Origin of the sequence: Streptomyces sp. NPDC000345 (genome assembly GCF_042898825.1) — a bacterium.
In the GTDB taxonomy this organism is placed as follows: domain Bacteria; phylum Actinomycetota; class Actinomycetes; order Streptomycetales; family Streptomycetaceae; genus Streptomyces.
The window spans coordinates 36955-59679 of record NZ_JBIAZE010000008.1 but is presented as its reverse complement, the minus strand read 5'-3'; the positions used below and the strand labels follow the sequence as shown (position 1 = coordinate 59679).

Here is a 22725-nt window from a genome sequence, read left to right as displayed (position 1 = left end):
TTAAGCCCGTACCACTGGCCTGAACCCGTCTCCTCACCGCTCTCCGCACCCCGTGCGTTGGCCAGTCCCGTAGCCCGCCGTGACATTCCGTTTGGGTTTTCGGACCGTCAACCGGAAGACTGCACCCGTGACGTCCCGTATCCCGCGCGACTCCAGGCTTCGACTCGTCCGCCCGCGACCCCTGGCCGCCGCCCCCACAGCTGTGAACCAGCGGCGCCCGCGCCGCCCCGCGCCCCGCCCCCCGGAAGGCACCCCGGCCCCGGCGGAGCTGGCCAGAATGGCACGCTCAGGTCTGGCCGCCGCGGCCCGTGTCGCCCGCTGGGCCGACAGCGCCCTCGGCCCCGGCCGCGACGCCGCCACCGCCGACGGCAAGGCCACCCTCTCCGAGGCGACCGCCGAACGCGCCGCCCGCGATCTGGGCCTGACCCTGGATCAGGTCCGCCACGACTGGGACACCGCCCGCCTGGCCGGTCTGGTCGAGGTGCACGGCGACAGCGCACGCCCCGGCTGGCGGCTGCGCGCCTGGGACCGCGACGACAGCGCCGTGCTGCGCGGCTGGGTCGCCCTCTTCGACGCCTGGTCGCTCGCCACCCCGGAACCCGCCGACGAGGAGCCCGCCACCGTCGCCGAGGTCGTCTCGGCCATGCCCCAGGTGCTCTCCTTCCTGCAGCTGTCCGCCGGGCCCGTCCCCGTGGACCAGCTTCTCGACCTGCTGCGCCAGCGCGTCACCGAACTGCGCACCGAGCGCTGCGAGGTCCCCTACGCCGCCGACGCGGCCGGCCCTCCGGCCCCCACCGCTCCCGAGCCCTCCGCCGACGCCGACCCGGCGGAGCCGGCCCAGGACGCCGAACTGGCCCCCCTCCTCGACTGGGCCCTGCGCGCCCTCGCCTCCGTGGGCGCCCTCACCTGCGGCGACGGCCAGGCCACCCTCACCCCCCTCGGCAGCTGGGCGGTGTGGGTCAAGCTGGAGCAGATCTGCGTCGCCGCGCAGAGCCCGGCAGGGAACATCGAGCAGGCCGCCGAGGACATGCTCCGCGGCTGCGCCCAGCTGCGCCCCAACGCGGCCCGCGCCGAGTACCGCGCCTGGCTCGCCGCCCGCCCCGTCGGCAGCGCCGTCACCGAGCTGCTGGCCGCCGCCCGCGGCGAGGACGCCCTGCTGCGCGGCCTGGCCTTCGAGGCGCTGCGCGTCGTCGGCGCGCCCGCCGAACCCGACGTACGGGCCGTCGTCGACGAGCCCGCCCTCAGGCCGTACGCCCTGCTCTGGCTCGCCGAGCACGACGGCGTCGACCCCGAGGACGCGCACGAGGTGCTCACCCGCGAGGAGGCCACCTGGCTCTGGGTCGACACGGCCGCGGCCGTCGCCGACCACGGCGAGGCCCCGATGCTGGTGCGCCACCTGGAGTCCGCGCTGCAGCCGACCGTGCCCGCGCTGCTGGCCGAGGTGCGCGCCGTCGGACACCCCCGCACCGTGCAGGTGCTGGTGGCGCTCGCCGCCGCGCACCCCGACCCGGCGCTGGCCAAGGCCGTGCGCCGGGCCGCCTTCCAGGTGCACACGGGAGGCTGAGCCCCGCGGGGGCCGGGGTCAGGCCTGTATGTCCGGGGCGTACGTGCCGAAGCTCCAGACGTTGCCCTCCAGGTCCCGGGCCATGTAGTCGCGGGAGCCGTAGTCCTGGTCCGTCGGGGGCATCAGGATCTCGGCGCCGTGCTCCACGGCACGCCGGTGGTGTGCGTCGACGTCGTCCACGACGACGTACACCCCCGCCGGGCCCGCGCCCTCCATCGCCGCGTCGAAGACGCCGCCGCGGCCCTTCGAGCCGAGCATCACCGCGCCGTTGCCGTACACCAGCTCGGCGTGCATCACGGTGCCGGCCCTCTCCTCGTCGCTCTCGTACACCGACAGCTCCGTGAACCCGAAGGCCTCCGTGAGCTGGCGTATCGCCGCCTTCGCGTCGGCGTACAGCAGCGTCGGACAGATGCTCGGACGTGCGCCGTTCGTGCCTGCCATACCGATCACTCCCCTGTGACCACCGCCGGACATGTCACCCACGGCCCAGTCTGGCAGCGGCCGCTGACACCGCGCCCGGGAGAGATCGAACACCCGAACCCAGAAAAAGTGCTTGCACTGGGCCGTTAGACTGGCCCCATGGCCATTCTCCTCGCGCATTAGACGGCGGGAACGTCCTCAGCCGCCCAACCCGCCTCCGACCCCGCACAGGAGTCTGACCGTGATCTCCGCCTCCGGCATCGAGCTGCGCGCCGGCGCCCGCGTCCTCATCGAGAGCGCCACCTTCCGTGTCGCCAAGGGCGACCGCATCGGCCTGGTCGGCCGCAACGGCGCGGGCAAGACGACCCTGACCAAGGTCCTGGCCGGCGAGGGCATCCCCGCCGCCGGACAGGTCACCCGCTCCGGCGAGGTCGGCTACCTCCCGCAGGACCCCCGCACCGGCGACCTCGACGTCCTCGCCCGCGACCGCATCCTCTCGGCGCGCGGCCTCGACGTGCTGATCCGCAAGATGCGGGACAACGAACAGCGGATCGCGGGCGGCCAGGGCGCCACCCGGGAGAAGGCCCTCAGGCAGTACGAGCGCCAGGAGACGGAGTTCCTCACCAAGGGCGGGTACGCCGCCGAGGCCGAGGCCGCCACCATCGCCGCCGCGCTCAACCTGCCCGACCGGGTGCTCGGCCAGCCCCTGCACACGCTCTCCGGCGGTCAGCGCCGCCGCGTGGAACTCGCCCGCATCCTGTTCTCCGACGCGGACACGCTCCTGCTCGACGAGCCGACGAACCACCTCGACGCCGACTCGATCGTCTGGCTGCGCGACTACCTCAAGACCTACCGCGGCGGTTTCATCGTCATCAGCCACGACGTCGACCTGGTCGAGACGGTCGTCAACAAGGTGTTCTACCTGGACGCCAACCGTTCCCAGATCGATGTCTACAACATGGGCTGGAAGCTCTACCAGCAGCAGCGCGAGGCCGACGAGAAGCGCCGCAAGCGCGAGCGGCAGAACGCCGAGAAGAAGGCCGCCGCCCTGCACTCGCAGGCCGACAAGATGCGCGCCAAGGCCACCAAGACCGTCGCCGCGCAGAACATGGCCAGGCGCGCCGACCGGCTGCTCGCCGGACTCGAGGCGGTCCGGGTCTCCGACAAGGTCGCCAAGCTCCGCTTCCCGGAGCCCGCGCCCTGCGGCAAGACCCCGCTGATGGCCGAGGGCCTGTCCAAGTCGTACGGCTCGCTGGAGATCTTCACCGACGTCGACCTCGCCATCGACAAGGGCTCCCGGGTCGTCATCCTCGGCCTCAACGGCGCCGGCAAGACCACCCTGCTGCGGCTGCTGGGCGGTGTGGAGCAGCCCGACACCGGCGAGGTCCGGCCCGGTCACGGCCTCAAGCTCGGCTACTACGCCCAGGAGCACGAGACCCTCGACCCGGACCGCACGGTCCTGGAGAACATGCGCTCCGCCGCCCCCGACATGGACCTGGTCGAGGTCCGCAAGGTGCTCGGCTCGTTCCTGTTCTCCGGCGACGACGTCGACAAGCCCGCCGGTGTCCTGTCCGGCGGCGAGAAGACCCGCCTCGCCCTGGCCACCCTGGTGGTGTCGTCCGCGAACGTCCTGCTCCTCGACGAGCCCACCAACAACCTCGACCCGGCCAGCCGTGAGGAGATCCTCGGCGCGCTGCGCACCTACAAGGGCGCGGTCGTCCTGGTCACCCACGACGAGGGTGCCGTGGCGGCGCTCCAGCCCGAGCGGATCATCCTGCTGCCCGACGGCGTGGAGGACCTGTGGGGCGCCGACTACGCGGATCTCGTCGCCCTGGCCTGATCTCCGGCACCCGGGTCACCCCGGCTTGATCGAATGCGTGATCCCCGGCGTATGGATCATTCGGCCTATCGGTGATCCATCATCTGTGTGAGATCTCCTCGTATCGAGGTGTGTCCTACATCCATTTCGCGGCCGACCCCTTTGTCGACAAGGGGTCGGCCGTCGCGCGTCCCTGACCTGGCACTTCGCTCAACAACCCGTTCGGCCCCACGAACATCACCGGGTGGAATCACAGGTTCCACTTGTGGGGACGCGCTCCTGTCGTCAAAACCCTCTCGCACGGACCTTGCCGAATGGGTGGCCATCACGCCCCGGAGGGGTGATCATGAGGAGACCAGAGCGCACTTCCCATGAGGAGGCACGGGTGGCCGAGACTCTGAAGAAGGGCAGCCGGGTGACCGGCGCCGCGCGCGACAAGCTCGCGGCAGACCTGAAGAAGAAGTACGACTCCGGTGCGAGCATCCGGGCACTGGCCGAGGAAACCGGCCGCTCGTATGGCTTCGTCCACCGGATGCTCAGCGAGTCGGGCGTCACGCTGCGTGGGCGTGGCGGAGCGACGCGGGGCAAGAAGGCCGCCTCGTCCTGATCCGGGCGGCCCGTCGGCTTCGATGGTGACCACCCGGTCGGTCGGCCGATCGGCCGGGTGGTTACTGTGCAGTCACTTAGCATCGCTCCATTGATCGCTCTGTCGACCGCACGCATCGGAGGCGCCCCATGGCCACGCCGGACCAGGAACTCGTTCCCCTGCTCGACAAGGACGGCGTACGGCTCACCGTCGACGACGCGCTCGCCACGGTGACGCTGACCAACCCGGCCAAGCGCAACGCGCAGAGCCCCGCCATGTGGCGGACGCTCGCCGAGGCCGGGCGGCTGCTGCCGGGCTCCGTCCGCGTGGTCGTGCTGCGCGGCGAGGGCAAGTCCTTCTCCGCCGGCCTCGACCGGCAGATGTTCACGCCCGAGGGGATCGAGGGCGAGCCGTCCTTCATCGACCTCGCGCGCAGCGGCGACGCCGAACTCGACGACGCCATCGCCGGGTACCAGGAGGGCTTCACCTGGTGGCGGCGCAACGACGTCGTGTCCATCGCCGCCGTCCAGGGCCACGCCATCGGCGCGGGCTTCCAGCTGGCGCTCGCCTGTGATGTGCGCGTCGTCGCCGACGACGTGCAGTTCGCCATGCGCGAGACCAGCCTCGGCCTCGTACCGGACCTCACCGGCACCCACCCCCTCGTCTCCCTCGTCGGCTACGGCCGCGCGGCCGAGATCTGCCTCACCGGGCGGTTCGTGGGCGCCGAAGAGGCCGTGGCGTCGGGGCTCGCCAACGTCGCCGTACCCGCGGCGGAACTCGACGCGACCGCACGGGAGCTGGCCTCAGCGATTCTGGCCGCGCCCCGTGAGGCCGTGATCGAGACCAAGGCGCTGCTGCGCGGCGCCGGGGACCGGACGTACGACGAGCAGCGCGCCGCCGAGCGCGCCGCCCAGGCCCGGCGGCTGCGGGACCTGGCCGGCCTGGGCGAATGAACCCTGCGGTGTGAGGCGCCGGCGTGGCGGGGTCTGGCGTGGCGGGTTCTGCCGTGGCGGGGTCCGGCGGGCCGGGGTCCGGCGGGCCGGGTTCTGGCGTGGCGGCGTCCGGCGGGCAGGGGTCTGCCGTGGCGGGGTCCGGCGGGCCGGGTTCTGCCGTGGGGGGTTCTGCCGTGGCGGGGTCCGGCGGGCCGGGTTCTGCCGGGTCTGGCCCCGCCCTGTCGGTCGCTGGCGTGGCGCGCACGCCTCGTGACCCGGCCCGGCCGAGCCGTGCCCGGTCCGGCCGGGCGCGGCCGCCTGCGGTCAGCTCACCTCGGTGACCAGGACCGCCACGGTGGGGTGATCCGGCAGGGCCTCTCCCACCACCGCGCGGACCTCCCGGGCCACATCCAGCGCCCGGTGGTCCGCGCGCACCACGATCTCCACGCGTGCGTGCCGGTGCGGCAGGGCGGCGGCCGCGCCCTGGACTTTCTCCAGACGGACCGCCCGGCCCAGGACGCCGGTCATGCCGGTCACCCCCGGCACCGAAAGGGCCGCCTCGGCCGCGAGGGCCTCCTCACCGGTGAGCGCCGGCCCGGCCGGGTGCGCGTCCCGTGGCCCTACGGCCTCCGGTTCCGGCACTTCGGCACCGAGCAGGTCCGTCACCCGCAGGTCCACCTCCGCCACGACCAGCCCGAGCCGCCCCTCGGCAGCCGCCGCCAGCACGCCGCGCACGCGTGCCGCGGCGCTCGGCAGGGGCTCGGAGACCGCCGCCGCGAAGTCCGCCGTCACCCGCAGGGGTGCCGGCGGCAAGCCACTCGGCGGAGGCGGTACGACCGGCTCGGAGGCGCCCGCCGGGTCCGCCGGAGCGATCCGGAGCACCCCGAGCCGCACCCCCGGCAGCCCCCGTAGCGCCTCCCTCAGCACCCGCTCCGCCGCGCCCTCGGCGATCCACGCCCCGTCGCGCGGCCCGCCCAGGGGGAGGAGCCTGCCCAGACCGAGCTGATGCCGTACCGCACTCGTCCACCCGTCCATTCCTCCAGCCTGCCGCATCCCCGGGGCGCGGCGGCGCAACGGCGCTTACCGTGGTCGAAGGGACGACGACCGAAAAGGACGTACGGCCATGACAGAGACAACGGAGCAGAGCCGGGCGCAGAACGCGGGGGGCGGCACGGAGTCCGTACCGGCCCGCGAGGCCACCGGACGAGGCGGTGGGGACCCGGCGGCCCGTGGGCGGACCACCATCGCCGACGGGGTCGTGGAGAAGATCGCGGGCCTCGCCACCCGGGACGTCGTCGGCGTGCACGCGATGGGCAGCGGCCTCAGCCGCACCTTCGGCGCCGTGCGGGACCGGGTGCCCGGCGGGGCGAAGTCCGTGGCCCGCGGCGTCAAGGCCGAGGTCGGCGAGGTGCAGACCGCGCTCGACCTGGAGATCGTCGTCGACTACGGAGTGTCGATCACCGAGGTCTCGCGGGACGTCCGGGAGAACGTGATCGCGGCGGTGGAGCGGATGACGGGTCTCGAGGTCGTCGAGGTCAACATCGCGGTGAGCGACGTGAAGCTGCCCGAGGAAGAGGACGAGGAGCCGGAGCCCCGCATCCAGTGACGCGTCGGCCGACGAGCGGAGGAACACAGCATGAGCATGGCCGTGATCGGGATGGTCGCCGGCATGGCGCTGGGCTTCGCCGGATACTTCGGCGGGTTCGGTGCCTTTCTTCTGGTGGCCGCCCTGGGCGCCGTCGGATTCGTCGTCGGCCGGCTGCTGGAGGGGGACCTGGAACTCGGGGACTTCTTCCGCGCACGTGACAACCGGCGCAGGTGACGCGGGTGAGCGAAGGAGGCGCCACCGGCGGCGGACCGGCCGGCGTCCCCCGGGGTGAGCGCGGCGCGACCCGCATCGCGGACCGGGTCGTGGCGAAGATCGCCGCGCAGGCCGCGCGCGAGGCGGTCGGTCCGCTGCCGCCCGCAGCCGCTCCCGCGCACGCCACCGTCGTCGTGCGCCCCCACTCCCACCAGCGGTCGGGCGAGGACGGCCCGGTCGACGCCGCGTACATCCGCGTCCACCTCGAACTCGGCTACCCCACCGACATCGGCCCCCGCTGTCACGCAGTGCGTCGACATGTCACCGAGCGGGTAGGCGCGTTGGTGGGAATGCAGGTTCCGGAGGTCGCCGTCGAGGTCGAACGGCTCCATCTGACGGCGGCCCCCGGCGTGGCGCACGGGAGGACGCGATGAGCGAGCCCCGGGGCTCGGAAGGCACCACCACCCTGCCCGAACTGGAGAAACCGACGGATGCCCCGGCCCCCGAGGCGCCCGGTCCCGGCGGAGGCCGCCGCTTCTGGTCGGCCCGCCGCGTCCCTGCGGCCGTCGTCGCGGCCCTGCTCTTCGTCGTCGCGGGCGCGTTCCTCTACGACGTCGTCGCCGTCCGCGCCGGCCGGTCCGCCCTGACCTGGCGGCGCGAACTGGCCGGGCAACTCGCCGAACGCCCCCTCGACGACACCTGGGTCCTGGTCGGCGCGGGCGTCACCGCGGCCCTGGGGCTGTGGCTCGTCGTCCTGGCCGTCACCCCCGGCCTGCGGGACGTGCTGCCGATGCGCCGCACCCATCCCGACGTGCGCGCCGGCCTCCACCGGGGCGCCGTCGCGCTGGTGTTGCGCGACCGGGCCATGGAGGTCGCCGGAGTGCAGTCCGTGAAGGTCCGCGCCGGCCGCCGCCGGGCCGACGTCCGCGCGCTCGCCCACTTCCGCGACCTGGACGACGTACGCGCCGACCTGGACGGCGTGCTCCATGAGGCGGTCGAGGGTCTCGGGCTGGTCCGCCCGCCCGCCCTGACACTGCGGGTGCGGCGTCCCGGAAGGAAGGGGTGAGCCTCGTGCTCAGGACCGTCAACCGCGTGCTGCCCGGGGTCGTGGGCCTGGTGCTGATCGCCGTCGGCGGCGCCGTCCTCGCCGTCGGCCTCGGCGCCTCCCCGCCGTCCTGGTGGATCCACGACGGCCCCCACGACGTGCTGCTCAGCACCGCCGAACGCACCCGCCGGCGGGACGAGACATGGTGGTGGCCGACGGTCATCGCCGTTCTGGCGCTCCTCGTCCTGCTCGCCCTGTGGTGGCTGACCTCGGTCCTGCGCCGCCACCGGCTCGGCGAGGTTCTGGTCGACACCGGCGACGGCGCGGGAGCGCTGCTGCGGGGCAAGGCCCTGCAGTCCGTCCTGGCGGGCGAGGCGGGTGAGGTGGAGGGGGTGTCCCGCGCCCATGTCCACCTGACGGGCCGCAGGGACGCCCCCGCGACCCGCCTGCGACTGCGGCTGGAACCCCATGTGGACCCCGCGACGGCGCTGCACCAGCTGACGACCCGGGCCCTGACCCACGCGAAGGACTCGGCGGCCCTGAAGGCGCTGCCCGCGGAGGTGTGGATGAAGGCGGCCAAACACAAGGCAGCAAGGGTCAACTGACCCCTCACCACCCCTCCCGGCTCCCCTTCGCCCCCCTTGAAGCCCCCTCGGGCGCTCCTTCCGGAGCCCTCACACCGGCTTTCCGGCAGATCCGGCGGCCCGCCCTTGCGGCGGACCCCGCCGACCGGAGGCTCAGAAGCCGTGTCGCATTCCGCCGTCCACCGGCAGCATGATTCCCGTCAGGTAGGAGGCGGCGGGTGACAGCAGGAAGGCCGCCGTACGGCCGAACTCCTGCGGGGTCCCGTACCGCCGCAGCGGGATCCGGGACTCGTTCGCGGCCCGGGTGGCCTCGGGGTCGGCCGACATCCCGTCGAGCTCCCGCACCCGGTCGGTGTCGATACGCGACGGCAGCAGCCCCACGACCCGGATCCCCCGGGGCCCCAGTTCGTCGGAGAGCGACTTCGCGAACCCCGCGAGCCCCGGCCGCAGACCGTTGGAGATCGTCAGCCCCGGAATCGGCTCGTGCACCGACCCGGACAGGACGAACCCGATCACGCCGCCGGCCTCCAGCTCGGCCGCTGCCGCCCGCGCGAGCCGCACCGCCCCGAGGAACACCGACTCGAACGCCGACTGCCACTGCTCGTCGGAGTTGTCCGCGACGAACCCCGGCGGCGGCCCGCCCACGCTCACCAGCACCCCGTCGAACCCGCCGAAGGCCTCCCGCGCGGTGGCGATCAGCCGTGCCGCGCCCTCCGGATCGCCGTTGTCCACGCCGACGCCGACCGCGTTCGGCCCCAGTTCGGCCGCCGCGGCGACCGCCCGCTTCTCCTCGCGCCCGGTCAGCACCACCTTCGCGCCGTCCGCGACGAGTTCGCGCGCCGCCGCGTTGCCGAGGCCGCGCGTGGCTCCGGTGACGACGTACACCCGGTCCTTCAGTCCAAGATCCATGGCCCCTATCCTGCCTTCTCGTCCCCGAACAGGGCGAGGGCGGTGTTCACCAGTCCGATGTGGCTGAACGCCTGCGGGAAGTTGCCGAGGTGCCGGCGCCCCACCGGGTCGTACTCCTCCGCCAGCAGTCCCACGTCGTTCACCAGCCCCACCAGCCGTTCGAACAGCTCGCGTGCCTCCTCGGTCCGGCCCGTCATGTGCAGCGCGTCCGCGAGCCAGAACGAGCACGCCAGAAAGGCGCCCTCGTCGCCCGGCAGACCGTCGACGGTGGTGCCGTCGGTGCTGTAGCGGCGCAGCAGACCGTGGTGCCCCAGCTCCTCGCGCACCGCGTCGACGGTGCCGGCCACCCGGGGGTCGTCCGGCGGGAGGAAGCCGACGCGCGGGATGAGCAGCAGGGAGGCGTCGAGGTCGGCCGACCCGTAGAACTGGGTGAAGGTGTTGCGGTCGGCGTCGTAGCCCTTCTCGCACACCTCGCGGTGCACCTCGTCGCGCAGCGCCCGCCAGCCCGCGAGGTCGCCGGGCAGGTCGGGATACTGCTCCAGCGCGCGGACCGCCCGGTCGGCGGCCACCCACACCATCACCTTGGAGTGCACGAACTGGCGCCGGCCACCGCGCACCTCCCACAGCCCCTCGTCCGGCTGGCGCCAGTTCTCGCGCAGCCACTCCATCAGCGAGCACTGCAGCGACCACATGTGCGGCCTGGGCGACAGGCCCGCGAACCGGGCCAGCGACAGGGAGTCCATGACCTCGCCGTAGACGTCCAGTTGCAGCTGGCCCACGGCGCCGTTGCCGATGCGTACGGGCGTGGAGTCCCCGTAGCCGGACAGCCACGGCAGCTCGTACTCGGGCAGCCGGCGCTCGCCCGCCAGCCCGTACATGATCTGCAGGTCCGCCGGATCTCCCGCGACCGCGCGCAGCAGCCAGTTGCGCCACGCCTCGGCCTCCTCCAGGTACCCGGCCGCCAGCAGGGCGCCCAGGGTGAGGGTGGAGTCGCGCAACCAGCAGTAGCGGTAGTCCCAGTTGCGCACGCCGCCCATCTCCTCGGGCAGGGAGGTGGTGAGCGCGGCGACGATGCCGCCGGTCGGGGCGTACGTGAGCGCCTTGAGGGTGATCAGGGAGCGGACGACGACGTCCCGGTGGGGGCCCCTGTAGCGGCAGCGGGACGCCCACGCCTGCCAGTCCTCGACGCTGGTGCGCAGTGCCTCCCACGGGTTCACGAGCGGCGGACGGGACTCGTGCGAGGGATGCCAGGTCAGCACGAACGCGACCGACTCGCCCTCGGCGACGGTGAACTCGGAGTGGGTGCTGAAGTCCTCGCCCCAGGTGCGCACGGGCGGCTCGCTGCGGAACCAGACCGCGTCGGGCCCGGCGACCGCCACCCGGTGGCCGTCGGTCCGGCGCATCCAGGGGACGACCCAGCCGTAGTCGAAGCGCAGCCGCAGGGTGCTGCGCACGGTGACCCGCCCGCGCAGCCCCTCCACCACCCGGACGACGTCGGGGGCACGGTCGCGCTGGGGCATCAGGTCGGTGACCCGGATCGCGCCCTCGCCGGTCTCCCACTCGGTGTCCAGGACGAGGGTGCCGGGACGGTAGGCGCGCCGGGTGCAGGAGCCCTCGACGTCCTTGGGGGCGATGCGCCAGTGGCCGTTCTCCTCGTCGCCGAGGAGGCGGGCGAAGCAGGCCCCGGAGTCGAAGCGGGGCAGACACAGCCAGTCGACGGAACCGTCCCGGCCGACCAGGGCGGCGGTCTGTTCGTCGCCGATGAGGGCGTAGTCCTCGATGGGAGGGTGCACGGGGTTCCGGGTTCCCGGCGCGGTCGGGAGGCAATCAGGGCTGCGGCCGGGGGAGTGACGGCAGAGCCGCCCCGCCGCCGGTGCCCGAGAAGACGACTCCCGGATGCGCGGGCGCCTGGTTCAGCACCCACAGGCCGATCAGGGTGGCCAGCGCGAAGACCACGGCGATCAGTACGGCGAGGACGAGCCTGCGCCGGCGTTCGCGGCGCAGCCATTCGCCGCGCGCCGTGCGGTAGGCGTCGGGAGCGGGCCGCACCCCGCCGGCCAGCGCCTCCAGGGCCTCGCGCAGCTCCCGCTCGGTCCGGTCGGCGGCCGCGGTCTCCCGCGGGAGGGAGGCCGGCGTCGTGCGGTCGGGTGCGGGGTCCCGCTTCATGCGGTCCCGCTCCGTGCGGTCGGGTCCGGTGTCGTTCATCGCCGGGCCTCCATCGCCTGGGTCAGCGCGGCGAGGCCGCGTGAGGTGTGGGTTTTGACGGATCCGCAGGAGATGCCCATCGCGGCGGCGATCTCGCTCTCCTTCAGCCCGAGCCAGTGCCGCAGCACGAGCGCCTCGCGCTGCCGGGCCGGCAGCTGCTGGAGCGCGTCGATCAGCACACGCTGGTCGTCGCGGAGCAGCGCGGTGCTCTCGGCGGAGGCGACGGTCTCGTCGAGGAGTTCCGGAGGGGTCTCCACATGCCTGCGCGCGACCTGGAGGTGGCGTATCCGCATCCGGGTCAGATTGCAGACGGTGGAGCGCAGATAGGCCTCCGCCGCCTGTGTGTCCCGCAGCCTCCGCCACTTCCGGTAGATCTGGTAGTACGCCTCGGCCACCACGTTCTCCGGGTCGTCGGCGCCGAGCAGCACGGCGAGCCGCAGCATGGAGGAGTAGTGCTGCTCGAACAGCCGGGCGAGCCCGGCCTCGCGTTCCAGCTCCGCCGGGTCGGTCACGGCGAGCGCGAGCGGCTCGGCACAGGCCTCCTGCACGGGCATCGGCTGTCTGCGTCTCACGGATTGTTCGCTCCCGTCCGGGGACGCCGCCTGACGGTCAGGCGGGAGGGCAGGTCGGTGGTGTCGGCGCCGCGCGGGACGCCGAGGCGTTCCAGGGCCGCGGTGCCGGCCACCGCGACGGTCAGGTTGAGCAGCAGGGCCATCAGGCCGGCGTAGATCTCCAGCGGTCCGAACCCGAGGGTCACGATGGAGGAGAACCCCTCGCGCACGACCAGGACGGTCCCGGCCGCCATGCCCGTGGCCCACCCGGCGAGCAGCGCGCGCGGATGCAGCCGCCCGGTGAACAGCCCGACGGCCACGGCCGGGAAGATCTGCAGGATCCACACCCCGCCCAGCAGCTGCAGGTTGACGGCGTCCTGGTCGCGCAGCCCGAACACGAACGCCACCGCCCCCACCTTCGCGGTCAGCGACACCGCCTTGGCGATGCGCACCTGCCGCTTGGGCGTGGCCGTCGGCTGCACGTACTCGACGTAGACGTTGCGGACGAAACTCGTGGCGGCCGCGATCGACATCACGGCGGCCGGCACCAGCGCCCCCACCGTGATCGCGGCGAACACCAGCCCGGCCAGCGGCGCCGGCATCAGCCGGTCGACCAGCATCGGTACGGCGGCCTCGGCGCCGCCCTGCGGAGCCCGCACGCCCGCCGCGAGGGCGGCGACGCCGAGGAAACCGAAGAGGGCGAGCAGTCCGGTCCAGGCGGGCAGGGCCACGGAGACCTTGCGCAGGGTGCGCGGCCCGTCCGCGGCGAACCCGGCGGTGAGCACGTGCGGGTACATCAGCAGGGCCAGCGCGGAGCCGAGGGCGAGCGTGGCGTACGCCGGCTGCTGCCCGGGGGAGAGGACCAGCGGGGAGTGGGCCACGTCCGTGCCGCCCAGCCGGCGGGCCGCGCCCTCGAAGACCGGGCCGGGCCCGCCGAGCCGGCGCAGCACCAGCCAGCACACGGCGGTGAGCGACACGAACACCGCCACCGCCTTCAGCGCCGAGATGACCGCCGGCGCGCGCAGCCCGTGCCGGTAGGTCGCCACCGCCAGCCCCGCGAACAGCGCCACCATCACCAGGTCCCCGGCCGCGCCGCGCGGATAGACGCCGCCGGCCGTCAGCACCGCCCGTATCCCGAGCAGTTGCAGCGCCAGGTACGGCATCGTCGCGAGGATCCCGGTCAGGGCCACCACGAGGGCCAGCGGCGGCGACCCGTACCGGCCGCGGACGAAGTCGGCGGCGGTCACGTAGCCGTGGCGCCGGGCCACCTCCCACAGCCGGCTCAGCAGGACGAAGGCGAGCGGGCACACGATCACCGTGTACGGCACCGCGAAGAACGCGGGCGCGCCGTTGCCGTACGCCAGTCCCGGTACGGCGGTGAAGGTGTACGCGGTGAAGATCGTGCCGCCGAGCAGCAGCCAGGTCCACACCGGACCGAGGGAGCGGTCGGCCAGTGCCCAGCCCTCCAGGGAGGGCAGTCGGTCGCTCGGACGCAGCCTGCGCGCGGTCACGGCGAGCAGCGACGCCCCGCCGATCACGGCGAGGAACGTCGTCGTCATGGCGCCGTCGGCCATGGGTCACCGCCTTTGGTGTGCCTGAGCCCTCGCCTCTTGGTTGCGCGGACGGCCGCTTCGGATGACACGGAACCGGCGGGAAATCTTCTGGACATCCGCTGTCAACCGGTCCCGGGGGGTGGGCAACTCTTGCACAGACCGACAGCGAAGGGGAGAGCTGCCGCCGCCGACGGGAGAGCCACCGCCGCTGATCCACGCCCACCTCGGATCTCGAGGTGTCGCGCACCGCCCAGGTGAGGAGCCGCCATGCCTGTGTCCACCCTGCCCGAAAACGGCCGTCCAGTGCCGGAAAAGTCACGTACATCACTGAAGTCCGTCCTGCTGTGGGCCACGGTCGCCCTGCTCGGCGCGGTCGGCTGGGGCGTCCTCGCGCTCTCCCGCGGTGAGGAGATCTCCGCCGTCTGGCTGGTGGTGGCCGCGCTCGGCTCGTATGCCATCGCCTACCGCTTCTACTCGCGGTTCATCGCCCGCCGGGTCCTGGAGGTCGACGACACCCGCGCCACGCCGGCCGAGCGCCTGGAGGACGGGGTCGACTACCACCCCACCGACCGCCGGGTGCTGTTCGGCCACCACTTCGCGGCCATCGCCGGCGCCGGCCCGCTGGTGGGCCCGGTGCTGGCCGCGCAGATGGGCTATCTGCCGGGCACGATCTGGATCATCACCGGTGTGATCTTCGCCGGCGCGGTCCAGGACATGATCGTCCTCTTCCTCTCCATGCGCCGGGACGGCAAGAGCCTCGGCCAGATGGCCCGGGACGAGATCGGCAGGGTGGGCGGTGCCGCGGCGCTGATCGGCGTCTTCGCCATCATGATCATCCTGCTCGCGGTGCTGGCGATGGTCGTCGTCAACGCGCTGGCGGAGTCCGCCTGGGGCACCTTCTCGGTCGCCATGACCATCCCGATCGCCCTCTTCATGGGCTTCTACCTGCGCTACCTGCGGCCCGGCCGGGTCGTGGAGACCAGCTTCATCGGCGTGGCCCTGCTGCTGCTCGCCATCCTCGGCGGCGGCTGGGTCCAGAACTCGTCCCTGGCCGGGTACTTCGTCTGGAGCCCCACCACGCTGGTCTTCTGCCTGGTCGGCTACGGCTTCGTCGCCTCCGTGCTGCCGGTGTGGATGCTCCTGGCACCGCGCGACTACCTGTCGACGTTCATGAAGGTCGGCACCATCGCCCTGATGGCCGTCGGCGTCGTGATCGCCGCTCCGACCCTCAAGGCCGGGGCGGTGACCGAGTTCGCCTCCACCGGCGCGGGGCCGGTCTTCGCCGGGTCCCTGTTCCCCTTCCTCTTCATCACCATCGCCTGCGGCGCCCTCTCCGGCTTCCACGCGCTGGTCTCCTCCGGCACCACTCCGAAGCTGATCCAGAAGGAGTCCCAGGTCCGGCTGATCGGCTACGGCTCCATGCTCACGGAGTCCTTCGTCGCCGTCATGGCGCTGATCGCCGCCTGCGTCCTCGAACCGGGCCTGTACTACGCGATGAACTCCCCGGCCGCACTGCTCGGCCCGACCGCGCAGACCGCGTCGGAGGCGGTCAGGGGCCTCGGCTTCGCCGTCACCCCGGACCAGCTGACCGCGGCGGCCAGGGCCGTCGAGGAGCAGACGCTGATCGGCCGTTCGGGCGGCGCTCCCACACTGGCCGTCGGCATGTCGGAGATCTTCTCCAGCGTGTTCGGCAGCGGACTCAAGGCGTTCTGGTACCACTTCGCGATCATGTTCGAGGCGCTGTTCATCCTCACCACGGTGGACGCGGGCACGCGCGTGGGCCGCTTCATGCTCCAGGACATGCTCGGCAACGTCTGGAAGCCGATCGGCCGCGTCACCTGGAAGCCCGGCATCTGGATCACCAGCGCCCTGGTCGTCGGCGCCTGGGGCTACTTCCTGTACGCCGGCGTCACCGACCCGCTGGGCGGGATCAAGCAGCTGTTCCCGCTGTTCGGCATCGCCAACCAGCTGCTCGCCGCCGTCGCCCTGGCCGTCACCACCACCATGCTCGTCAAGGCCGGCAAGGTGCGCTGGGCGTGGGTCACCGGCATCCCGCTGGCCTGGGACGTGGCCGTCACCTTCACCGCCGGCTGGCAGAAGATCTTCTCCGGCAACCCGAAGATCGGCTTCTTCGCCCAGCGTGACGCCTACGCGGACGCCATCGACGCGGGCAAGCTGCTGCCGGGCGCCACGACCATGGACGACATGCACACCATCGTCCTCAACAACACGGTCGACGGCGTGCTCATGGCGATCTTCCTGCTGCTGGTGCTCACGGTGCTCGTCAACTGCGCGGCGGTGTGCGTCCGCGCCCTGCGGGCCACCGGGCCGCTGCCGACGAGCGAGACCCCGTACGTCGAGTCCCGCATCGACGTCCCGGAGCAGCGCGCCGGCGAACCGCTGGTGGGAGCGGGGTCGTGACCGCCGTCCGGAAGCTGCTGCACACCGTGCTCTGGTACGCGCGCGAACTCACCGGCGAGGCCGAGTACGACCGCTACTGCGCACGGCACCGCCGCCACCACCCGGACGCGCCCGTGCCGAGCCGCCGGGAGTACCAGCGGACGCGCACCGCACAGCGCGAGTGCGAGTCCCCCGGCCGCTGCTGCTGAAGCCCGTACGGCGTCCGCGCCGTACCGCATCCCCACCCGTGCCGTACCGCCCCCCCGGGCGGGTGACCGCACGGTGCCCGACCGCGCGGCGGGCGTGCCCCTCCCCAGCCCCGACGGCACGCCCGCCCCGCGCCTCCGCCCCTTCGCTCCGGGACCGAGATGCTGAGACGCCGACCCTCCCTGCTGATCCGCCCCGAGCTCGACGACGAACCTCTGCACAGGACCCTTCTCGAACTCCGGCCGTCCCGGCAGCTCCACGGGCTCGGAGCGGGCAGCACCCGTCCCGTCTGGGAGCCCGCGGCCCACCTGCTGCGCGCCACCGGACGGGACTGGGACCGCAGGGCGCACCGGGTCTCGGTCCTGGCCCGGAGCCTGCCGGCCGTGGTCTCACAGCGCTGGACCGCCGATCGGCCCGGCGAGGGCGACGCCCTGGTCCTGCGGGCCTGCGTGGAGACGATCCGGGCGCCCGCCGAGGGGCACGCCGCCGTTCGCGCCGCCGAGCGGACCTGTCTGCGCGCCGCCGAGGCCTGCCCCGAGGACCCGACGCCGTGGCTCGCCCTGCTGTCCCTGATGTACTCCTGCGCCGTACCGGTGAAGGACGCGGTGCCCGTGTGGACCGAGGCGGTCCACCGTGCGCCGTGGCATCGGACGGCCTACCACCGGCTCCTGGAGTACCTGTCCCCGCGCGGACACGGCACGCTCCCGGACATGATGGACTTCGCCTGGCAGGCCGCCGCCCGCGCACCGCACGGATCGCCGGTGGCCCTGCTCCCCGTGGCGGCCCGCGTCGAGCTGACGGCCCATCGCCAGGGGGAGTCCCGGCTCGCGGCCCTCGGCGCGAGCGGCAACTGGAACGAGCCGCGCGCCGTCCAGGAGATCGACGTGGCTCTGCAGGGCTGGTTCCACAGCGCCGCCGCGGCCCACGCCGAAGCCGTCACCGACCTCAACGTCCTCGCCTTCGCGCTGACCCGTGCGCACCTTCCGGACGAGGCCGCCCCCGTCTTCCGGCGCATCGGCCGCCATATGACCCGCCACCCGTGGGACCTGCTGCCCGAGCCGGAACGCACCTTCGTCTACTGGCGGGACCGCCTGACCGGGCAGCGCGGGACCTGAGAGGCGGCCCGCCGTGCGGGAGGGGGCGGCCACACCTGAGGACGGCCCTGCCTGCCGTCCGGAGTCGGCTCTGCCGGGACCGATCGAAGTCGGCCTTGCCGGACGCGCGGGCGGCACCCTACGCCGGAGTGGGTGCCGCTTCCTTCTCGTCCTCCGCCGCGGCGGCCGCCGCCGCTCGGTCGCGGCGCTCGCGGCGGACCAGGACCAGCCAGCCGACGGGGACGCCCGCGGCGAACAGCCACCACTGGATGGCGTAGGCGTAGTTCAGCGCGGCGTCCTCGCGGCCGGGCTTCCCGATCAGCTCCGGGGTGTCGCCCCTGGGCTCGGGAGCGGTCTGCGCGATGTAGCCGCCGAGCACCTCGGCGCCCAGCCGCTTGGCCTGCTCCGCGCTGTTGATCAGCATGATCTGCCGGTCCGGCAGCCCCTTGAGGTCCTTGATGCCGCTCGCCGCGGTCGTCTCGTCGGGCATCAGCCGCCCGGTCACGGTGACCTTGCCGGAGGGCGGCGCGGGGATCTTGGGGAACGCCGTCTGGCTCGGACCGTCCGCGGGGATCCATCCCCGGTTGACCAGCAGGACCTTGCCGTCCGTCAGCACGAACGGGGTGAGGACGTGGAAGCCGACCGTCTCGTCGGAGTTGACCCGGCGGCGTACGACGACTTCGTGCGCCGTGTCGAAGGTGCCGGTCGCGGTCACCCCTCGGTACCGCTCGCCGCGGGTGACGGTGTGACCCGGGGACGTCAGCTGCTCCACGGGCACCGGCTCGGCGGTCAGCGCGTCGGAGACCAGCTGGTTGCGCGCGGTGCGCTCGTCGTAGCGGTGCATCTGCCAGAAGCCCAGGCGGATCATCGTGGGGATGAGGAGGAGGGCGACCAGCGTGAGGATCACCCACTGCCGGGACAACAGGAAGCGGTACACCCCACGACCGTACCTCTCGGGCCGCGGGGTGTTGTCGCAGGGGGTGGGGACGGACGGGTCAGACGCGGTCGACGATCCCCGCCTTTCCCTCCGCCCGCGCGCAGTGGGCGCCGCAGTACCAGTGGCCCTCGACCTCGACGCCCTGACCGATGATCTGGACCCGACAGTGCTCGCAGATCGGGGCCATGCGATGAATCGCACAGGAGAAGCAGTCGAAGACGTGCACCGCGCCCTGGGCGTGGACCTCGAAGGTCATTCCGTAGTCATTGCCGCAAACTTCGCATCTCGCCATGCGCCACAGGGTGAGCCGTCGCCCCCGCCCGGGCGAGCGGGCGGTGGGCGAGTCGCACGGCAATCACCCGTACGTACGGCTCACCCGAACGCGGGGGTCACTCGTCGGCGGCCTCGACGTCGCGCAGCAACTGCCCGAAGGCCGCCTCGTCCACGACCGGTGTCCCGAACTGCCGCGCCTTCACCACCTTCGACGTACCGGAGTCCGGGTCGTTGGTGACCAGCAGGCTCGTCAGCCGGGAGATGCTGGTCGCCACGTGCAGTCCCGCCTCGGTCGCACGGTCCTCCAGCAGTTCGCGGTCGACGGACGTGTCGCCCGAAAAGGCGACCCGCATGCCCTGCTTGAGCCGTTTGCCGTCCTCGTACCGCCCGGGGTTGGGATACGGGCAGGCGGGCCGCCTGCGGGACGGCCGCCAACTGGTCGGCCGGTAGCCGCCGTGGTCGCCACCGCCCTGGCGGCCGATGCGGGGCGCGGGCCGGTCGTTCCACTCCGTCAGCGGGCGGCACTCGTGCAGCGGCAGCCGCACCCCGCCGGCCGCCGCGGCCCGCAGACTCGGCCGGAAGGCCTCCGCGAGCACGCGGGCGTCATCGAGGGCATGATGCGCCTGCCGCTGCACGACACCGAAATGGGCCGCGAGCGACTCCAGCTTGTGGTTGGGCAGCGGAAGCTGCAGCTCCTTGGAGAGCGCGATGGTGCACAACCGCTGCTTCACCGGGGCCTCGCGCTCCGCACGCGCGTACTCCCGCGCGATCATCTGCCAGTCGAAGACCGCGTTGTGCGCGACGAGCACCCGGTCCGCGAGCCGCGCCGCGAACTCCTCGGCGACGTCCCCGAAGAGGGGCGCGCCCTCCAGCACCTCGCTCGTCAGCCCGTGTATCCACACCGGCCCCGGATCGCGCTCCGGATTGACCAGCGTGTACCAGTGGTCCTCGACCTCACCGCGCGCGTCCAGCCGGTAGACGGCGGCGGAGATGATCCGGTCGTCCCGGGCCAGCCCGGTGGTCTCCACGTCAACGACCGCGTATCCCTGGGGATACGCGGCCGGCCACTCCGTGGGGGAGGACACTGTCGTCGTGTGGTCTGCGAGCATGGTCATTGAGGATACGGGGCGCCACCGACACCGGGTGCGGATGCCCGGAGACCGGACCGCGGAAGGCCTCCGGACCGCACGGGAGTTCGCCGCCGCGCCCGCACACCCCTGCCCGCACACCCCTCTGCCCGCACGCATGCGTGCCGCACTCGCTCGCGCACGCGTGCGTGGAGCGTCGGTGCTGCGCGGGTGACGTCTCGGATGTCATCCTCCGTCCGTGACGGAACGTGAGACGGAACCAGCGGCGGAACCACCCCACGGAGCCCACGGGGAGGCGCACGAGGGCACCCTCGGCTCCCGCCTGAACTGGCTGCGCGCCGCCGTCCTCGGCGCCAACGACGGCATCGTCTCCACCGCCGGCCTGGTCGTCGGCGTGGCCGGCGCGACCGACGACCGCGCGGCGCTGCTGACGGCGGGTCTGGCCGGGCTGCTGGCCGGGTCGATGTCCATGGCGGCGGGAGAGTACGTCTCCGTGTCCACCCAGCGCGATTCCGAGAAGGCGGCCCTCGCGCTGGAGCGGCGGGAACTGCGCGAAGAGCCCGAAGCCGAACTGGAGGAACTCACCGGGCTCCTGGAGGAACGCGGCCTCACCCGGGAGGTGGCCCGCGAGGCCGCCGTGCAGCTGACGGAGCGCGACGCCCTGCGGGCCCACGCCCGCGTGGAACTCGGCATCGACCCCGACGACCTCACCAACCCCTGGCACGCCGCCTGGGCGAGCTTCCTCGCCTTCACGGTGGGCGCACTGCTGCCGCTGCTCGCGATCGTGCTGCCCCCGGCCGCCTGGCGCCTGCCGGTGACCGTGGTGTCGGTCCTGGTCGCCCTCGTCTGCACGGGCTGGAGCAGTGCCCGGCTGGGAGCGGCCGCACCGTCGCGCGCGGTGCTCCGGAACGTGGGGGGCGGTGCGCTGGCGATGGGGGTGACGTACGCGGTGGGCGCCCTGCTGGGGGCGGCGGGGGTGTGACCGACGGCCCGTCGGCCGGGGGACGGGACGGTCGACGCCGCCCCGTCGCCCCGCTCTTGGCGGAGATCACCAAGAAGCAAGCGCATACCCTCGGTAATACTTGTGGGTAACAACGTCTAGCCCCGGACGACCTGCGGTTCTACGGTGCCCACATGCCGAACCTGCCCGATGTCGTGCTGTGGTCGATACCCGCCTTCGTGCTGCTCACCGTGGTCGAGGTGATCAGCTACCGCATCCATCCCGACGAGGACGCGGCCGGATACGAGGCGAAGGACGCCGTGACGAGCGTCGGCATGGGGCTCGGGAGCCTCGTCTTCGACTTCCTCTGGAAGATCCCGATCGTCGCCGTCTACACGGCGGTCTACGAACTGACTCCCCTCCGCGTGCCCGTCCTGTGGTGGACCGTCCCGCTCATGCTGCTCGCGCAGGACTTCTTCTACTACTGGTCCCACCGCGGTCACCACGTCATCCGCATCCTGTGGGCCTGCCACGTGGTCCACCACTCCAGCCGCAAGTTCAACCTCACCACCGCCCTGCGCCAGCCCTGGACCACCCTGACCGTCTGGCCGTTCTACGTCCCCCTCGTCGCCGCCGGCGTGCACCCGGCCGCGCTCGCGTTCTGTTCCTCCGCCAACCTCGTCTACCAGTTCTGGATCCACACCGAGCGGATCGACAAGATGCCCCGCTGGTTCGAGTTCGTGTTCAACACGCCCTCGCACCACCGTGTCCACCACGCCTCCCAGGGTGGCTACCTGGACCGCAACTTCGGCGGCATCCTCATTGTCTGGGACCGGCTCTTCGGCTCGTTCGTGCCCGAGGTGGAGCGGCCCGTCTACGGGTTGACCAAGAACATCAACACGTTCAACCCGATCAAGGTCGCCACGCACGAGTACGTCGCGATCGCCAAGGACATCAAGGCGGCGGCCAGTTGGCGCGAGCGCGCGGGGCGCGTGTTCCGCGGCCCGGGATGGCAGCCGGCGCCCCCTTCCGCGTCCGCGCCCCCTTCCGCGTCCGCGTCCGCTCCCGCGGCCGGACAGGCGCCCGTCGAGGAGAGCACGGCCGCGTGAGGCCCCCGACGCTCCTCTTCGCCTTCGGTCTCGCCACCGCCGCCGACCTCGTCTCCCTCGCGTTCGGTTACGGCCCGGGGCACACCCTCGCCAAGCCGCTCCTCATGCCCCTCCTGGCGGCCTGGGCGGCCCGGCGCGGCGCCCCCCGCCTCCTCGTCGCCGCCCTGCTGTGCGGCTGGGGCGGCGACGTCCTGCTGCTCTCCGACGCCGACCCCGCCTTCCTCGCCGGCATGGCCTGCTTCGCCGCCGGACACATCTGCTATCTCACCCTGTTCCTGAGAGGACCCGCTTTCCCGGGAACCGGACCCGGCAGAAACGGGCGCCCACGCGCGCGTGCCCTCGTCCTCGCCCCCTGCTACGCCGCCGCCCTGATCACCACCGTCGCGCTGCTCTGGCCCGACCTCCCGCCCGACCTGCGCGTCCCCGTCGCCGGCTACAGCACCCTGCTCACCGCGACGGCGTACACCGCCGCCGCCCGCAGCGGCCCCGTCGCCGGTGCCGGCGGGGTGCTGTTCCTGCTCTCCGACACCCTCATCGCCACGGGCGTCGCCGACTGGCCGCAGCTCCCCCGCCCCGACCTGTGGATCATGCTCACCTACGCCGCCGCGCAGTTCCTGCTGGCCCGGGGCACCCTCGGCGAACGGACGGCGCCGCCGAGGGCGCACCGGGAAGTAGCCCCGACCACGCCCTGATCCCCGCCGTCCCCCT

25 protein-coding genes are annotated in these 22725 nt (G+C 73.0%); 15 read left to right on the top strand and 10 right to left on the bottom strand.

What is annotated here, in order from left to right; translation table 11 throughout:
* The first annotated feature begins 127 nt into the window (after positions 1 to 127).
* Positions 128 to 1564: a hypothetical protein gene (locus ACFY30_RS20370; RefSeq protein WP_390846566.1), complete on the top strand. Its 1437-nt coding sequence runs from the start codon at positions 128 to 130 to the stop codon at positions 1562 to 1564.
* 18 nt (positions 1565 to 1582) lie between these two features.
* On the opposite strand, the gene ACFY30_RS20365 is transcribed toward ACFY30_RS20370, so the two are convergent.
* On the bottom strand, positions 1583 to 2005 hold the full coding sequence (locus ACFY30_RS20365) for a VOC family protein (RefSeq protein ID WP_390846565.1): 423 nt from the start codon (positions 2003 to 2005) through the stop codon (positions 1583 to 1585).
* 220 nt (positions 2006 to 2225) lie between these two features.
* On the opposite strand from ACFY30_RS20365, the gene ACFY30_RS20360 reads away from it, so the two are divergent.
* The 3 genes from ACFY30_RS20360 (at position 2226) to ACFY30_RS20350 (ending at position 5342) form a co-directional block, all read left to right on the top strand.
* Positions 2226 to 3824 carry an ABC-F family ATP-binding cassette domain-containing protein gene (locus ACFY30_RS20360; RefSeq protein ID WP_390846564.1) on the top strand — a complete coding sequence of 533 codons (1599 nt, stop codon included), beginning with the start codon at positions 2226 to 2228 and terminating at the stop codon, positions 3822 to 3824.
* A 364-nt stretch (positions 3825 to 4188) separates the two neighbouring features.
* Positions 4189 to 4410 (top strand): helix-turn-helix domain-containing protein, encoded by a 222-nt coding sequence (locus tag ACFY30_RS20355; RefSeq protein WP_004002281.1) that lies wholly within the window; start codon positions 4189 to 4191, stop codon positions 4408 to 4410.
* Between the two features lie 128 nt (positions 4411 to 4538).
* Positions 4539 to 5342, top strand: a complete 804-nt coding sequence (locus tag ACFY30_RS20350) for an enoyl-CoA hydratase/isomerase family protein (protein ID WP_390846563.1) — start codon at positions 4539 to 4541, stop codon at positions 5340 to 5342.
* Between the two features lie 303 nt (positions 5343 to 5645).
* Here ACFY30_RS20350 and ACFY30_RS20345 read toward each other — a convergent pair whose 3' ends face one another.
* Complete coding sequence (locus ACFY30_RS20345; protein WP_390846562.1) at positions 5646 to 6356, bottom strand: nucleopolyhedrovirus P10 family protein; 711 nt, start codon at positions 6354 to 6356, stop codon at positions 5646 to 5648.
* Between the two features lie 88 nt (positions 6357 to 6444).
* Between ACFY30_RS20345 and ACFY30_RS20340 the strand changes: the two genes are divergently transcribed.
* From ACFY30_RS20340 to amaP, 5 genes are read left to right on the top strand one after another with little or no spacing between them, the layout of a single operon-like run.
* Positions 6445 to 6927 (top strand): Asp23/Gls24 family envelope stress response protein, encoded by a 483-nt coding sequence (locus ACFY30_RS20340; RefSeq protein ID WP_390846561.1) that lies wholly within the window; start codon positions 6445 to 6447, stop codon positions 6925 to 6927.
* A 30-nt stretch (positions 6928 to 6957) separates the two neighbouring features.
* Entirely contained in the window at positions 6958 to 7143 is a 186-nt protein-coding gene (locus ACFY30_RS20335; RefSeq protein WP_390846560.1) for a hypothetical protein, read from the top strand.
* Positions 7140 to 7556 (top strand): Asp23/Gls24 family envelope stress response protein, encoded by a 417-nt coding sequence (locus ACFY30_RS20330; RefSeq protein ID WP_390846559.1) that lies wholly within the window; start codon positions 7140 to 7142, stop codon positions 7554 to 7556. The genes ACFY30_RS20335 and ACFY30_RS20330 overlap by 4 nt, the downstream gene beginning before the upstream one ends.
* Positions 7553 to 8188 carry a DUF6286 domain-containing protein gene (locus ACFY30_RS20325; RefSeq protein ID WP_390846558.1) on the top strand — a complete coding sequence of 212 codons (636 nt, stop codon included), beginning with the start codon at positions 7553 to 7555 and terminating at the stop codon, positions 8186 to 8188. The genes ACFY30_RS20330 and ACFY30_RS20325 overlap by 4 nt, the downstream gene beginning before the upstream one ends.
* Positions 8185 to 8772 (top strand): alkaline shock response membrane anchor protein AmaP, encoded by a 588-nt coding sequence (amaP, locus tag ACFY30_RS20320; RefSeq protein ID WP_390846557.1) that lies wholly within the window; start codon positions 8185 to 8187, stop codon positions 8770 to 8772. Before ACFY30_RS20325 ends, amaP begins: the two co-directional genes overlap by 4 nt.
* 132 nt (positions 8773 to 8904) lie before the next feature.
* Here the strand turns inward: amaP and ACFY30_RS20315 are convergent, their stop codons facing one another.
* Genes ACFY30_RS20315 through ACFY30_RS20295 form a run of 5 tightly spaced genes read right to left on the bottom strand, consistent with a single transcriptional unit; the run spans position 8905 to position 13990 of the window.
* On the bottom strand, positions 8905 to 9660 hold the full coding sequence (locus ACFY30_RS20315) for an SDR family oxidoreductase (protein ID WP_390846556.1): 756 nt from the start codon (positions 9658 to 9660) through the stop codon (positions 8905 to 8907).
* 5 nt (positions 9661 to 9665) lie between these two features.
* Complete coding sequence (locus ACFY30_RS20310) at positions 9666 to 11453, bottom strand: glycoside hydrolase family 15 protein (RefSeq protein WP_390846555.1); 1788 nt, start codon at positions 11451 to 11453, stop codon at positions 9666 to 9668.
* A gap of 34 nt (positions 11454 to 11487) precedes the next feature.
* Positions 11488 to 11826, bottom strand: a complete 339-nt coding sequence (locus ACFY30_RS20305) for a hypothetical protein (RefSeq protein ID WP_390846841.1) — start codon at positions 11824 to 11826, stop codon at positions 11488 to 11490.
* Between the two features lie 35 nt (positions 11827 to 11861).
* Positions 11862 to 12419: an RNA polymerase sigma factor gene (locus tag ACFY30_RS20300; RefSeq protein ID WP_390846840.1), complete on the bottom strand. Its 558-nt coding sequence runs from the start codon at positions 12417 to 12419 to the stop codon at positions 11862 to 11864.
* A gap of 14 nt (positions 12420 to 12433) precedes the next feature.
* The gene (locus ACFY30_RS20295) at positions 12434 to 13990 is read right to left on the bottom strand and encodes a sodium:solute symporter (protein ID WP_390846554.1); all 1557 of its coding nucleotides are present in this window, start codon (positions 13988 to 13990) and stop codon (positions 12434 to 12436) included.
* A gap of 246 nt (positions 13991 to 14236) precedes the next feature.
* On the opposite strand from ACFY30_RS20295, the gene ACFY30_RS20290 reads away from it, so the two are divergent.
* The 3 genes from ACFY30_RS20290 to ACFY30_RS20280 all read left to right on the top strand — a co-directional run bounded on the left by ACFY30_RS20290 (position 14237) and on the right by ACFY30_RS20280 (position 17691).
* Positions 14237 to 16390: a carbon starvation CstA family protein gene (locus ACFY30_RS20290; protein WP_390846553.1), complete on the top strand. Its 2154-nt coding sequence runs from the start codon at positions 14237 to 14239 to the stop codon at positions 16388 to 16390.
* Positions 16387 to 16578 carry a YbdD/YjiX family protein gene (locus ACFY30_RS20285; protein ID WP_390846552.1) on the top strand — a complete coding sequence of 64 codons (192 nt, stop codon included), beginning with the start codon at positions 16387 to 16389 and terminating at the stop codon, positions 16576 to 16578. The genes ACFY30_RS20290 and ACFY30_RS20285 overlap by 4 nt, the downstream gene beginning before the upstream one ends.
* Positions 16579 to 16737: 159 nt before the next feature.
* Positions 16738 to 17691, top strand: coding sequence for a hypothetical protein (locus ACFY30_RS20280; RefSeq protein ID WP_390846551.1), 954 nt, complete (start codon positions 16738 to 16740; stop codon positions 17689 to 17691).
* Between the two features lie 118 nt (positions 17692 to 17809).
* On the opposite strand, the gene ACFY30_RS20275 is transcribed toward ACFY30_RS20280, so the two are convergent.
* The 3 genes from ACFY30_RS20275 to ACFY30_RS20265 all read right to left on the bottom strand — a co-directional run bounded on the left by ACFY30_RS20275 (position 17810) and on the right by ACFY30_RS20265 (position 19989).
* Positions 17810 to 18607: an SURF1 family protein gene (locus tag ACFY30_RS20275; protein WP_390846550.1), complete on the bottom strand. Its 798-nt coding sequence runs from the start codon at positions 18605 to 18607 to the stop codon at positions 17810 to 17812.
* 58 nt (positions 18608 to 18665) lie between these two features.
* A complete protein-coding gene (locus tag ACFY30_RS20270) occupies positions 18666 to 18899 on the bottom strand; it encodes a hypothetical protein (protein WP_078947469.1) in 234 nt (77 codons plus the stop codon).
* 97 nt (positions 18900 to 18996) lie between these two features.
* Positions 18997 to 19989: a DEDDh family exonuclease gene (locus tag ACFY30_RS20265; RefSeq protein ID WP_390846549.1), complete on the bottom strand. Its 993-nt coding sequence runs from the start codon at positions 19987 to 19989 to the stop codon at positions 18997 to 18999.
* Positions 19990 to 20206: 217 nt separating this feature from the next.
* Here ACFY30_RS20265 and ACFY30_RS20260 point away from each other — a divergent pair, with 217 nt between their 5' ends.
* The 3 genes from ACFY30_RS20260 (at position 20207) to ACFY30_RS20250 (ending at position 22709) form a co-directional block, all read left to right on the top strand.
* On the top strand, positions 20207 to 20950 hold the full coding sequence (locus ACFY30_RS20260) for a VIT family protein (RefSeq protein WP_390846548.1): 744 nt from the start codon (positions 20207 to 20209) through the stop codon (positions 20948 to 20950).
* A gap of 152 nt (positions 20951 to 21102) precedes the next feature.
* Positions 21103 to 22017, top strand: a complete 915-nt coding sequence (locus ACFY30_RS20255; RefSeq protein ID WP_390846547.1) for a sterol desaturase family protein — start codon at positions 21103 to 21105, stop codon at positions 22015 to 22017.
* Positions 22014 to 22709: a lysoplasmalogenase gene (locus ACFY30_RS20250; protein WP_390846546.1), complete on the top strand. Its 696-nt coding sequence runs from the start codon at positions 22014 to 22016 to the stop codon at positions 22707 to 22709. Before ACFY30_RS20255 ends, ACFY30_RS20250 begins: the two co-directional genes overlap by 4 nt.
* Positions 22710 to 22725 lie beyond the last annotated feature (16 nt).